Source organism: Phocaeicola coprocola, assembly GCF_041333015.1.
Lineage (GTDB): Bacteria > Bacteroidota > Bacteroidia > Bacteroidales > Bacteroidaceae > Phocaeicola > Phocaeicola coprocola.
In genome coordinates, this window is record NZ_JBGKGM010000001.1 from 1,099,696 (window position 1) to 1,113,803 (window position 14,108).

General features: G+C 39.5%; 10 protein-coding genes. 5 read left to right on the plus strand and 5 right to left on the minus strand.

Translation table 11 applies throughout. The features are described from left to right. Positions 1-13: 13 nt before the first annotated feature. From ACDG22_RS04610 to ACDG22_RS04630, 5 genes are all read right to left on the minus strand, one after another. Positions 14-616, minus strand: coding sequence for a lysine exporter LysO family protein (locus ACDG22_RS04610; protein WP_007568246.1), 603 nt, complete (start codon positions 614-616; stop codon positions 14-16). After that, positions 613-891, minus strand: a complete 279-nt coding sequence (locus ACDG22_RS04615) for a LysO family transporter (RefSeq protein WP_007568248.1) — start codon at positions 889-891, stop codon at positions 613-615. The genes ACDG22_RS04610 and ACDG22_RS04615 overlap by 4 nt, the downstream gene beginning before the upstream one ends. A gap of 83 nt (positions 892-974) precedes the next feature. Next, positions 975-2,477, minus strand: coding sequence for a RagB/SusD family nutrient uptake outer membrane protein (locus tag ACDG22_RS04620; RefSeq protein WP_022126269.1), 1,503 nt, complete (start codon positions 2,475-2,477; stop codon positions 975-977). Positions 2,478-2,502: 25 nt separating this feature from the next. After that, entirely contained in the window at positions 2,503-5,610 is a 3,108-nt protein-coding gene (locus ACDG22_RS04625; RefSeq protein WP_022126270.1) for a SusC/RagA family TonB-linked outer membrane protein, read from the minus strand. 367 nt (positions 5,611-5,977) lie between these two features. Next, positions 5,978-7,597 carry a tetratricopeptide repeat protein gene (locus tag ACDG22_RS04630; protein WP_370858796.1) on the minus strand — a complete coding sequence of 540 codons (1,620 nt, stop codon included), beginning with the start codon at positions 7,595-7,597 and terminating at the stop codon, positions 5,978-5,980. A 175-nt stretch (positions 7,598-7,772) separates the two neighbouring features. Between ACDG22_RS04630 and ACDG22_RS04635 the strand changes: the two genes are divergently transcribed. From ACDG22_RS04635 to ACDG22_RS04655, 5 genes are all read left to right on the plus strand, one after another. Next, a complete protein-coding gene (locus ACDG22_RS04635) occupies positions 7,773-8,375 on the plus strand; it encodes a ribonuclease HII (RefSeq protein WP_007568256.1) in 603 nt (200 codons plus the stop codon). A gap of 194 nt (positions 8,376-8,569) precedes the next feature. Further along, positions 8,570-10,003, plus strand: coding sequence for a calcineurin-like phosphoesterase C-terminal domain-containing protein (locus ACDG22_RS04640; protein WP_270230284.1), 1,434 nt, complete (start codon positions 8,570-8,572; stop codon positions 10,001-10,003). Positions 10,004-10,222: 219 nt separating this feature from the next. Continuing rightward, positions 10,223-11,737 carry a 2,3-bisphosphoglycerate-independent phosphoglycerate mutase gene (gene gpmI / locus ACDG22_RS04645; protein ID WP_007568260.1) on the plus strand — a complete coding sequence of 505 codons (1,515 nt, stop codon included), beginning with the start codon at positions 10,223-10,225 and terminating at the stop codon, positions 11,735-11,737. A gap of 306 nt (positions 11,738-12,043) precedes the next feature. After that, positions 12,044-12,559 (plus strand): PH domain-containing protein, encoded by a 516-nt coding sequence (locus tag ACDG22_RS04650; RefSeq protein ID WP_270243486.1) that lies wholly within the window; start codon positions 12,044-12,046, stop codon positions 12,557-12,559. Continuing rightward, on the plus strand, positions 12,546-14,075 hold the full coding sequence (locus ACDG22_RS04655) for a PH domain-containing protein (RefSeq protein WP_270672607.1): 1,530 nt from the start codon (positions 12,546-12,548) through the stop codon (positions 14,073-14,075). The genes ACDG22_RS04650 and ACDG22_RS04655 overlap by 14 nt, the downstream gene beginning before the upstream one ends. Positions 14,076-14,108: the final 33 nt, after the last annotated feature.

Below are 14,108 nucleotides of genomic sequence, written 5' to 3' on the forward strand. Positions count from 1 at the left end.
TTTGGTATTTTTCTTAGATGGAACAAAAGAAGGTGACAAGAAATGGTACACTAAAATCGGTTACGAATCCGTGAAAAATGGAAACTACGACAAATTGCTGACCTGCATAACGGGTTATAATAGGCAGGGTAGTATCCATTGTCGTAGCTCCTCCTGCTGATATCGGTGCCAGATTTCCGAACCACCGAACCAGTAGAGGGGCACACAACAAAGTAATTATTTCACGGGTTATGTTAGAAAGTAAAGCAATGGTTCCTAGCTCCGGTCCTTTATATTGCGTAATGAAGATGCTGGATAGTGAATAATAACCAAAGCCCGAACCAACTGCCATACAGTCGGCGGCACTCCGGTGGGGAAGAATGAGGCTCACCAGTGCAGCTGCCGATATGGTTCCCAGTATAGTAGCAACAGGCAGGAAGATCAGTCTTGGATTCAGCGAACGGAAATTTCTCAAGGTCTGTGGATCGTTTCCGATACTTAGGCCTACACTGAACATCAATGCACATAAGGCATAGAAGCTGATATTGCTTTGTGCTACGTCGAAAGGGATGAGATGAAAAGCCCCGCATAATGTTCCAAGAACAAAAAATCCGACAATGATCAAACTGCCTTTCATGCTTTTCCTCCTTTCTTTTTATACAGGAGATACCATAGTCCCCAAGCGAAGATACAACTTCCCAATACGCATGCCAGCGTAATGGTAAAGGCTTCTACTCCTAAAGTTGCAAGTCCTTCTACTATCTGGCGATTTCCTCCTACTTCTACTCCTAATAAAAAAAGGAGTACCCAGATTAGTGATGTTATGACTTTATTTATCCACGAAAATTCTTGGCGACGGAGCAGGAAACCTATTGCCATACCTCCTAACATTAATCCGATAACAGTAAACATATTCTTTTTTTGTAATCTTTTTTGTGGGCAAAAGTAAAGAAAAGGGTTCGGAAGAGCAACATCTTCCGAACCGGAAGATTTCTTTATTTTACTTCAGGATTTGCATCAATCTCCCATTTAGGTATTGGGTAGAACAACTTGCTTTCATCGAATCCTGTGCGGCCTGCCTTTTGTAATGCAGACGCTGTCTTTCCCCACCGGCGTAAATCATACCAGCGGTAACTTTCCAATGGGAATTCAAGAATGCGTTCATGTTCTATCTGATCGCGTACCTCTTGCTGGGTTGTACCTTCCATCGGAGGCATATTACCATGTACACTTCTAATTTCATTGATAATAGGAATAGCCTGTTCTGGATGGTTTTGTTCGTTTAATACTTCAGCTTTCATGAGCAATACATTCACATGGCGCATCAATGGAATGTTTATAGCGCATGCTTCTTGCATCTCTTCAAGTGTCGGAGAGGTAAATCTACGGAATACCGGTTTATTCTCACCTCCAAACAATTCGTCATATTCTTTTCCCATAACTCTTCCTGTTCCGTCGTTGAAGTAGTCGCACTGGAAGTAGATTGTGTTGTACAGACGTTCGTCATAGCGTCCGTCGTTCAACTTACCTCCTTTCATATATTCTTCCATCAGCATGTTGCTAGGCAGAATTTCATCATATCCGTTCAACTCTTTCGCACCAATCCATTGGTTCAGGTAAGAATAGTGTACAGAACCATTTGCTTCGCTCTTGCTGTACTGTACTTCGAATATAGATTCAGAACAGTTTTTGTTTGTTCCGTTAAACATTCCTATCAGGTTTTCTCCGCTTACGAGTGAATATCCTTTTACATTGTTCAGCGCTGTAAGAGCTTTGTCCAGATAAGTGCTTTTCTTTTCAGGTTCTTCGTATGCACGAGTCAGATAGGCAAAACCGATATAAGCATAAGCAGTACCGCTGGTAGCACGTCCTAATTCATTTTCGTTCCGGCTTTCCGGCAGTTGGGCTGCGTAGTTTTCCAGTTCTTCCAGAATGAAATCCCAGCAGGCTGTACGTTCGGATAACGGACGGTTCAATTGAGAAGACTCTTTAATGTATTCGTTGCGGATGATGATTTTTTCCCAGTTGAGCAATAACATCATATGATAATATCCTCTCAGAAAATGTGCTTCGTTAAGAAGTTCGTTACGCTTGTTCTCATCCAGATTCGGGATATTCGGAACATTGGCTAATACCTGGTTGGCAAAGTTGATTCCTCTGTATAAATCCTGATAATAATAAGAGAACTGAGTATTACCATTGGTATAGTTGAAATAATAAAGTGCTACCCACTGGTCGTAGTTACCGGCATCACTACCTAAATTGACAATGTCTGCACGGTATTCTTCGGTTGGCCATCGCACTTCACTAGTTGCATATGTATCACCATGATAGAGTTGTGAATAGGCTGCTGCCAGTCCAGCTTGTGCATCCTGTTCATTTCTCCAGTAATTGTCTGTTGTCAGTTCGTCCGGTGACTCTACGGTCAGGAAGTCCTCGCATGAAGTAGATGACAGGGCGAGGCATATTATACTTGCTAAATAAAATATCTTTTTCATATTCTTAATGCTGAGTTTGTATGTATTAGAATGTTAATTGCGCTCCTACTGTAAATGAACGGGTAAATGGGAAAATGTAACTGTCAATACCTGTATCCAGAGGACTGCTTCTTGAGAATTCAGGATCTGTTCCAGAATACTTCGTGATAGTAAACAGATTTTCACCGCTGATATAGAAACGTAATTTTTCGATATATGCCTTCTTCAGGATATTTGTCGGCAAGGTATATCCGAGCTGAGCCTGACGCAAGCGGACAAAGTTTCCGTTTTCGAGGAAACGGTCAGATTCACGTGCGTTTCTGTTAGGATCGTTCAATACGGCACGAGGCATGTCTGTATCCGTATTTGTCGGTGTCCATGCATCTAACACGCTGGTCAGCATTTGTCCCGGTGTCTGCATGCTTTCGTAGAAATATCGGTTACCGTTGAACAGCTTATGTCCCCATGCGCTTCCAAATAAAAGGCTCAGGTCAAATCCTTTATAACCTGCGGTCAGGTTCAGGTTGGCTTCTACTTTAGGAATACCGGTTCCACAATATTCACGGTCGTTTTCGTCCAATACTCCATCACCATTGATATCCTTGAAACGGATATCACCGGCTTTAGCATTAGGTTGAAGTCTTTCACCATTGGCATTTACATATGCAGCTGCCTCAGCATCACTCTGGAAAATACCGTCTGTGCGATATAAGTAGAAGGCACTGATAGGCTTACCTTCTGTTGCATAAGCAGGTGTATAGTCGGTTCCATATACCAGACCTGTACAGTAAAGAGCCTGACCTTTATCTGCAAGGCTGATTACTTCATTATGAGTTGTACTGAGGTTGAATCCGATGCCATATTCAAAGTCTTTAATGCGGTCGTTCCAGTTCAATTCTAATTCGAATCCTCTGTTTCTGATTTTGCCGACATTTAAAATCGGATTTTGATATCCGGCAGACGGAGAAAGTTTTTTGGTAATCAGCAAATCTTCAGTCTGGTTGATATAGTAGTTGATGCTACCAGTCAGACGGTTATTGAACATAGCGTAGTCGAATCCGATATTCTTGGTATCTGTTGTTTCCCATTTCAAGTCGTTACGCTCCATGTTCCATGCAACAGCACCTGCCCATGGGTTGCTTCCACTACCTTGTACGTAACCTCCGTAATAAGTATTGTAAGAAGATATCAATGCCTGGAAATCGTAATATCCTAATGCATTTTCATTACCCAGACGTCCCCAGCTGACGCGGAACTTCAAGTTATTGATAAATGTATTCTTCGGGAAGAATTTTTCTTCACTGATGCGCCAGCCTAATGCTATAGATGGGAAACATCCCCAACGGTTGTTCTTTCCGAATTTTGAAGAACCGTCGTAACGCATGGTTGCCTGAATCAGATAGCGATTGTCAAAGTTATAGTTGATACGTCCGAAGAAAGAGGCACGGTTATATTCGTATTTTGTTCCTTCTCCTGTATATGTACCACCTTTTCCTGCATCGATCGTGTCGAAACTAGGATCCAGGAATCCTGAAGGTTCGTTGGTGCTGACCAAATTACCGTTTTTATCTACTGTATATCTGGTTGCAAATCCTTCTACTGCAACACCATTTGAAGTATTTTTTGTAGAAGTGATAGAAGAACCTATCATGGCGTTCAGGCTGTGTTTGCCAAATTCCTTGTTGAAGTTTAAAATGTTGTCTATAGTCTGTTCTTCCCAATAATAAGTAGATTCACTGTTGTAAGGATATAAGTGTGTTTGCTGTGCATTTGAAATGTAATCAGGATAATGTAAAGTGTAACGGTAATGTTTACCACGATAAGCGTAGCTGGTTTTGAAATTCAACCATGAAGTGATTTTAATACCTAGAGAAACATTTGCGGTAGTGCTGAATGTTTTTTCTGTTTCATCCTGATAGTAATAGTCTGCCATCGGGTTATTGTTCGAAGGTAATCCCTGAGAGGCTGTCAGTCCGAAACCATATTTTTCATTTTCATCGTATACCGGAACAAGCGGTGAAATGTTGTAGACTTCTTTCAATGAATAAGTCGGCTGATGACTTTTTGTATAGCGGAAGCCTAAGTTAGCATCCAGATCAAAGATGTATTTACTCATGTGGAGTTTCATACGCGCATTATCCTGACGGAAATCGTTTCCGAGGAAGATACCTTTATCGTCAGCATGATTATATGATACAGAGTATTGAGCTGTTTCTCCACCTCCACGTACACTGAACATGTAGTTTTGTGAAAGACCGTTGCGCATCATTTCGTCTTGCCAGTTAGTGTCTACACCTGTGTCGGTTGTACAGTAAGCAGGAATTTCGTCTTCACGTCCTGCATTGATATACATTTGTTTGATAGTAGACTTATATTGTTCTGCGTTTAAGAACTCCATACGTTTGGCTACGGTAGTCATACTCAGATAAGTGTTGAAATCAATGTGTGTTTCACCTTTTTTACCGTTCTTGGTTGTGATAATGACTACACCGTTTGCTGCTACAGAACCATAGATGGCAGCTGCTGCACCGTCTTTCAGTACTTCCATAGATTGAATATCGACAGGGTTTACACTGTTGATATCACCGGGGAATCCATCAATAATGTAGAGAGGTTCATTATCGCCGAATGATTTGACACCACGAATCTTAACAGAAACTCCAGCTCCTGCATTACCTCCCGACTTCATGATATTGACTCCGGCAATCTTTCCCTGCAGCGCTTCTGCCGGATTGGTAGTCGTACGCTTAGTCAGTTCGTCAACATCTACTGATGAAATAGCTCCGGTCATGTCGCTTTTCTTCATTGTACCATAACCTACTACGACTACTTCGTCTAAAACTTCTGTATCTTCTTTAAGTGTAATTTTAAAATTGCGTTGATTGTTTACTGCGATTTCCTGAGTTTGGAAACCTACATAAGAAATAACAAGAGTACCTTTAGGAGACACGCTTAATTCAAAGTTACCATCCATGTCGGTGATGACTCCATTGGTTGTTCCTTTTTCTAATACGCTGGCACCGATAACTGTCATGCCTGATGCATCGAGTACCGTTCCTTTCACTTGGATTGCTTGTGCAAATCCTGACATCGGAATTGATAAAGCTAGCAGAAATATTAACTGCCATACTTTAGATACAACATCTTTTTTCATTTGTGTTTTTTGTTTATGTTAAGGTTAGTCAACTGATTTTTTCGATATCCAAATATATTCAAAATGCCATTGAAGTGAATATGTTTTGTTGTTACAAAGTATCTACATAAGGGATTTTTACGCTTGTTTTATGTCTACTCGTGTTATTCTAATGTATTGATTATTAATAATATATGCTTTACTTGTATATCTACAAAAGAGCATTTTGATATTGTCACGGAAAATAGTCGTAGAAACATCCTTTTTCTTGCTGTTCAGATTACTCTTCCTGTTGTTTTAATTTGTTTAAGAATGTAAAAATCCCGGCAATGGTTATTGTGTAACTATTGCCGGGATTTTTATCAGATAAGTTTATTTTGAGATTTACTTAGATAGACTGGATATAAGCGATAAGATCTTCTTCGGAGGATAAGCCTAATGCCTTACGCAGTCGATAACGATTCATGTTGATAGTCTTTGGTGTGTTTCCTGTTAGCATAGCTATTTCTTTGGTCGACAAATTGACACGTAATAGACTTGCCAAATGCTTTTCTCCCTGCGTCAAATTAGGATGGCGTTCGGTAAGGTGAGCAAGAAATTCTTTCATTTTTTCGTCTATTGTCTGTAGTGTCATGCTGTTGTTCTTGTTGGTGGCTTGATATTGGCTGATAAATGCATTGATCTTTTTTAGGTGAGGGATTAATTCTTGCTTTTCCATCCGATAACCTTGGCGCACCTGCTCTTGTATCTTGTCCAGAAGTTCATTACGACTTTGCAAGAATACAGCAAAGTTTGTTGTTTCTTGTTTGCTGGTTTCAAGTGCATGTTGTACATTTTCCAACTCTGCCTTTTGTTTTTGCATTTTGAGTTTGGCTATTTCATGTTCAGATTGTTCTATTCGGTATTGGGCATTAAGCAGCTGGATTTTCTTTTTACGTTTAAATCGCTGGTGTAGTAGAAAACCGATTATGGCCACTAATGCAGCAACAGTCAGAATTGTGACGATATTGCGTCGGAGTAATCTGATTTTATACTCTTGTTGCTGTAACTCTTCTTTTTGCTGTTGCGCCAGGAGCTTTTCCTGCGCAATGCGCTGTTCTACGGTGCGAAGTTTGTTTTCACTTTGTATTTCTTTACTTAAAGCATACAGTGAAGTTTGTTTTTCATAAGCAGTCCGATAGTCACCTATGGCACTATATACTAATGCCGAATATTCGTAATTGTCACATATAACTCCTTTGGCTCCTATATTTAAGGCCAGTTGATAGGCTTTCTCTAGTGCAGCAATAGCTTGTGGATATTTATGAGCATAATAATAAAGTTTTCCTAGATTATTATAGTTTTCTCCCAATGACCATGTCGCATTCAGGTGTTTGTTGATAATGATTGCTTCATTTATCCATTCCAGCTGTTCTTCTATATTACCTTCGAACAAACATAAATTGTTTAGATTACTGGCTATGCTTTTAAGATTCTTTGAGGATCGGTTAATGGCCAATGCTTGTTTTAAGAAACGTTCCGCTTGTTGAAATTCATTAATATAGGTATGTATGATACCACGGTTGTTATAGCATAAAGCTAAATTGAGGGAATCGTTTTCCGTTTTAAACAGTGAAATGGCTTTATCGCTTAGATTGATTGCTTTAGTATAATCTCCCAAGTTGCAGTATCCTACACTCATTAAATTATAGATATGCCCTTTCAAGTCATTCTCATTTTTGGAAACTAATGCGTCTGCTTCGTATAAAGCTTGAATACATCCGTCGAAATCTCCAAGTAATTTTTCAGCTTGTGCATAAATATAGAATGCTTGTGATTGTTGAGAAGATGAGGTTGCCATTGCTCGTGCCTTTGTTGCATAATATGCCGCTTGTTGCGGATTCGTATACAATTCTTTCTCAGCCTTGTCTAAGAAACTGTTGACATCAGTATCTGTTGTCTGGGCATGGATGAATTGGGGGAGAAAAAGGAACAATAATCCTATTATATAAAAGCTGATGTTTTTCATTTTTGTTTTTTGATTTTTACAAAGTTATAAAAACTCTTATAATCATAAAAAAAAGATATGAAAAACGGAATATTAACAATCATAGTAGATAAGTTATTGATAACTTAGAAATAAAATAGATACGTAATTCCTTCAAAAAGCCGTACCTTTGCACCCCGAAAATAAAACGACGTATATGTTATTGCCTTATTTGCATAAAGACCTGATTGAAGCCGGATGTGATGAAGCCGGACGTGGTTGTCTGGCTGGAGCCGTGTATGCGGCAGCAGTAATCCTGCCTTCCGATTATGAGAACCAGCAGCTGAACGATTCCAAAAAGCTTACAGAGCATCAGCGATATGCACTTCGGGAAGTGATAGAAAGGGATGCAATAGCATGGGCTGTAGGGGTAGTGACACCTCAGGAAATCGATAAAATAAACATTCTGAATGCTTCTTTTCTGGCAATGCATCGTGCGATAGACCAGTTGAAGGTACGTCCGCAACATTTGCTGATTGACGGAAACCGATTCAATAAATACGAGGATCTTCCTCACACGACTGTAGTTAAGGGAGATGGTAAGTATCTGTCGATTGCGGCTGCTTCTATTTTGGCAAAAACTTATCGTGACGACTATATGAACCGGCTTGCAGAAGAGTATCCTTTATATGACTGGCAGAAGAATAAAGGTTATCCGACAAAGAAGCATCGGGAAGCGATTGCCCGTTATGGGACCACTCCTTACCACCGGATGACATATAATTTACTGGGAGACGGACAACTCTCCTTCGATTTTTAAAAAGAGAAACGGTTATATTAACCAGTATTTATTAACAGCCTGTTGAAAACTTTGAAGTTATCAACAGGCTGTTAATAATTTGTAGTGATGTAATAGAGGTGAAACACCTTTGTCGTCCTATATTAAACGTACTGTCGTATATTCTTAAAATGGTTTCCGTTATTTTGCCCAAACAATAAATCAGATGTAAGTATATGAAAAAAATGTATAGACAATGGTTGGGTATAGCGGCTCTGCTTTGCCACATTACGATGCAAGCTGCCGGAAATAAGGCGGTGGTAACAGGTACTGTGAAAGATACTCAAGGCAATCCGATTGCAGGAGTCGTTGTAACAGATGGAAAGCATGTGACAGCTACTGATAGACAAGGTATATATATGTTGGATACTGATCCGTTCCGTCAGCCAATGGTTTATATTTCTACTCCTGCTGATTATGTTCTTCCCGAGAAGGAAGGAGTGGCTGATGGCTTTTATCACTATCAGGATACTTCAAAAGTGGAGAATCGTTGTGATTTTATTCTTCAGAAACGTAGTAAACAGACCGATGATTTTGTATTTATTCCTATTTCAGATCCTCAGGCTAAAAATGAAGCACAGTTGGATAGATTCCGTAAAGAAACCGTTCCCGATTTGATTCATACTGCCGATTCTCTGAAATCTTTAGAAGTTGTAGGTATGGGATTGGGCGATCTGGTATGGGATGCTATGGATTTGTATGCTCCTTACCGGAAAATTGTATCCAACTTGGGATTGACTATGTTTCAGGTTATGGGTAACCATGATTTCAATTTACTGTATTCGGATATGGAACGTACGGCAGATCCTGGAAACGGATATGGAGAGAAGAACTATTATGAGATATTCGGACCAACAAATTATTCTTTCAATATAGGTAAGGTACACGTCATAGCAATGAAGAGTACAGATTACGAAGGAAAGAAAAAGTATGTAGAACGTTTTACCGAAGAGCAGCTTGAATGGTTGAAAAAAGATTTAAGTTATGTACCAGAAGGAACAACTGTCTTTTTGAATATTCATGCTCCGGTAGCGAATACGACGGTTGAAGGGGGTGATAATGTAAGAAATGCCAATGCCTTATTCCGTATCTTACGACCTTATAAAGTTCATATCTTTTCAGGGCATACACATTATTATGAAAATACACTGCCTGCTGCCGGAATCTATGAGCATAATATCGGGGCTGCGTGTGGAGCCTGGTGGGCAGGCCATGTCAACCGCTGTGGAGCACCAAACGGTTATCTGGTTGTAACAGTGAAAGGTGATGATGTGAAATGGCGTTATAAGGCAACCGGACGTCCGGCCGACTACCAGTTCCGTGTATATAAGCCTGGCGAATTTGAAACTCAGAAACAATATGTCGTTGCCAATATTTGGGATTGGGATATAGCCTATACTGTAAACTGGTATGAAGACGGAGTGCTGAAAGGTGCCATGCAGCAATTCGATGACGAAGACCAGGATTATCTGACAATGAAGAAGGGCAAGCGTACTGGCTATCATACCCGTCATTTGTTCCGGGCATGTCCTTCTAAACAAGCAAAAAAAATAAAAATTGAAGTAAAGAATCGATTTGGTGAAATCTTTATACAGGAAGTAGAATTGTAGAAATACCTGTTTTTTATTTTGATTATTCCCCCTCTCAGTCTGTGTGAAGATAGAAAGGGGGATTTGTTTTTATTGACGGTTCTGTTTATCAGGGGATATATTCAGTTGGGACGATACATAAAAAGAGTGAAAACTTATGCTTAATACGAGGGATATTTTGTATTTTTGCATGTTGTAAAGCATACACTCGATATATCAACTTTTAAACAAAATAATATTATGGCTAAGAAAGCTCTTTTAATGATTCTTGATGGTTGGGGATGTGGCGACCACAAGAAAGATGATGTGATCTTTAACACTCCTACTCCGTATTGGGACAGTTTGCTGGCAGAATATCCTCATTCACAGTTGCAGGCTAGCGGTGAAAATGTTGGTTTGCCTGATGGCCAGATGGGTAACTCTGAAGTAGGTCACTTGAACATCGGTGCAGGACGTATCGTTTATCAGGACTTGGTGAAGATCAATCGTGCTTGTGCCGACGGTAGCATCATGCAAAACAAAGAAGTTGTTTCAGCCTTCTCATATGCTAAGGAACATGGAAAGAATATCCATTTCATGGGATTGACTTCAAATGGTGGTGTACACTCTTCATTGGATCACTTGTTCAAATTGTGCGACATTGCTAAAGAATACGGACTGGAAAATACATTTATCCACTGCTTCATGGATGGTCGTGATACAGACCCGAAGAGTGGTAAAGGATTTATCGAAGAACTGACAGCTCATTGTGCACAGTCTGCTGGTAAGATTGCTTCTATTGTTGGTCGTTTCTATGCAATGGACCGTGACAAACGTTGGGAACGTGTAAAAGAAGCTTACAGCCTGTTGGTAAACGGTATTGGAAAGAAAGCTACTGATATGGTTCAGGCTATGCAGGAATCTTACGACGAAGGTGTAACTGATGAATTTATCAAACCTATCGTTAATGCAAACTTCGATGGTACTATCAAGGAAGGTGATGTAGTTATCTTCTTCAACTATCGTAACGACCGTGCAAAGGAATTGACTATTGTATTGACTCAGCAGGATATGCCTGAAGCAGGTATGAAGACTATTCCGGGATTGCAGTATTACTGTATGACTCCGTATGATGCATCTTTCAAGGGTGTTCATATCCTGTTCGATAAGGAAAATGTACAGAATACATTGGGCGAATATCTGGCTGCCAATGGAAAGACTCAGCTCCACATTGCTGAAACAGAAAAATATGCTCACGTAACATTCTTCTTCAACGGTGGACGTGAAACTCCGTACGATAACGAAGATCGTATCTTGGTTCCGAGCCCGAAAGTTGCTACTTACGACTTGAAACCTGAAATGAGTGCTTACGAAGTGAAAGATAAACTGGTTGAAGCTATCAATACTCAGAAGTACGATTTCATCGTAGTAAACTATGCTAACGGTGATATGGTAGGACATACTGGTATTTATGAAGCTATCGAAAAAGCTGTAAAAGCTATTGACGACTGCGTGAAAGATACTGTAGAAGCTGCCAAAGCTAATGATTATGAAGTTATCATCATTGCTGACCACGGTAATGCAGACCATGCACTGAATGAAGATGGAACTCCAAATACAGCACACTCTTTGAATCCGGTTCCGTTTGTTTATGTAACTGCAAACAAGGATGCTAAAGTAGAAAACGGTGTACTTGCTGATGTTGCTCCTTCTATTCTGCACATCATGGGAATGCCTCAGCCTGCTGAAATGTCAGGTAAAGATTTGATTAAGTAATAAAATACTTTTTTATATCAAAAGGGAATAATCTCACTGGATTATTCCCTTTTTTTGATTGATACATCTATATGTTCTTTTCTCAGCTCAGGTCTTCAGAGCCTTTTTTCGTGTCTGTTTTCTTTGTTGTACGACAAAACTCCTTGCAATAATCTTTTGTGATACAATAAAATTCCATAATTTTATACTTTGAAAATAGGAGCAATTGTTTTTCCTGTTATATTGATATTGCCAGTTTTGATAGCTTTATGATTTTAGTAATTAACAGGTTGCTCCAATCTTAAATCGAACTTATATAAATATGCTATGACGAATCGACAATTGAATTTTGAGAATATTCATAGAGTAGAAAATCTTACATACGAATCTCTGGAAAAGAAATACATCAACGTGCAGGTCGTAGGAACTGTATTGACGTATATCGGTATGATGCTTCTTGTGTTGTTCATCCTTTTGGTAGAAAAATTATCCTATCGTACTTTCATTGTTGCCGGTATGGAAGGTTTGCTGCTTTGTTCAGCTATTATCAATCTGATTCTTCTACCCAAGGCATATGCCTATAAAGGGTTTGCTTTCCGTGAGCACGATATCACCTACCGGTCCGGACTCTTTTTCCCTACTATTGTGACGATTCCTTTGTGTAAGGTACAGCAAGTGAGTATACAGCAGAATCCTATCAGCAAGATTTTCGGTCTGTATTCGATAGCTATAGTCAACGGAGCACAGTTTGAGGCTGAAACAGTTATCCCGGGACTGACGAAAGCGAGAGCAGACGAAATGAAAATAATCATAATGGAGTACATACAACATGGAACGATCTGACTTCTCTGTACCGCGCAGAATGAGTAAGAGTGCCTTTATCATCCTGTTGGTAAAGGAATTATTGAGTTATGCCGGTCCATTTCTTATTTGGGCTATTATCAAGCTGTTCAATTCCGGCAGGCAGCGTTCCCTTATGGAAACAATGGAGATGTTGTTGTTTCTGTTTATCTGTTATCTGGTATTCTCTGTAGTGACGGCATTTATCAGTTATTACTACAAGAAGTATTATATTAAAAACGGAAATCTGATTTTTATTTACGGATTTCTTAAGAAAGAAACAGTCATACCGTTGCAAAAAATACAGTCGTTGAGAACCCGACGAGGCTTTATGTACCGTCTGCTCGATATGAAAGGTGTTTCGTTCGATACACTTGCGTCCAAAGCAGCGGAAGTAGAACTCATTTTGGATTATAAGGACTGGGACGCCCTGATTGAAAGGATCGAACAGCAGGAACAAATGCCGGAGGAGGATAAACAGCCGACGGAAGAGAATTGTGTAATCCGAGAAGCAAAGCCTGTTGCTAATAAATACACGCTGAAACTGAGTAATCTGAATCTGATAAAAGGGGTCTTCTGTCAGAATCATTTCCGGGGAATGATTGTGTTGCTGGGTATTCTGTTTACATTTTACGATAAAGTACTTTCGGCAAGCGATAGAATATTGAATCTCTTCATCGATTATGTCAATGAACATGCCGATTATGCTTCTTTGTCGGTAACGGTATTTGTCATATGCTTTATCGTATTATATCTTGTCATAATGATATTGTGGATTGTGAACGTATTTATGCAGTATTACAATATGGAGGTACAGATAGACAAAGCTCAGTTGTCTTTCGAGAGTGGTTTGTTTACTCGTTTCAGCAGTCGGTTTTCGTACGATAAGGTTTGTACAGTTTACGTAAAACAAAATATTATAGAAAAATACCTGGGCTGTTGTACGATTATGCTGAAGCAAGCCTTCAATGCAACCCAAAAAGATAATGAGAGTGATGTGAAAATATACGGATCGAACACTTCCGAACATTTTCTGAACTGGTGGCTAGGCAAAGATTATGTGTCTTCGCAGTGTATAATATCTGCGAAATCCGGTAAAGGGGTTATAGGGTATACTGTCAGGTTTGATATCCCTGTTTCGCTGATTGTCTGCATCGTATTATATTATTACGAATTATACTCATGGCTGGCAGTACCTGTGGTATATATGCTCATATCTTTAGTAAAAGGAATTCTGGCCGCTTGCAGAAGCAGCATCACCTTAAAAGAGGATTATCTTGAAATAAACAACGGTAAGTTGGCCGATATCAGAAACTACATTAAATATACGAATGTTGAGTTTGTAAGTCTTAAACAAACGCCATTCACTCCTTTCTTTCACCGGGTAAATCTTATTATTTCTACAAATGGAACTTCATTCAAAGTGAGAAGTCTGAAAGAGGCAGAAGCAAGAGATGTGTATGAGCTTCTGATAAGTAATAGTGTGGAACAAGAAAAGAGTAATAGGAACTTGAAATGATAAATAAGGCGAGTCTGATATAAAATCAGGAAA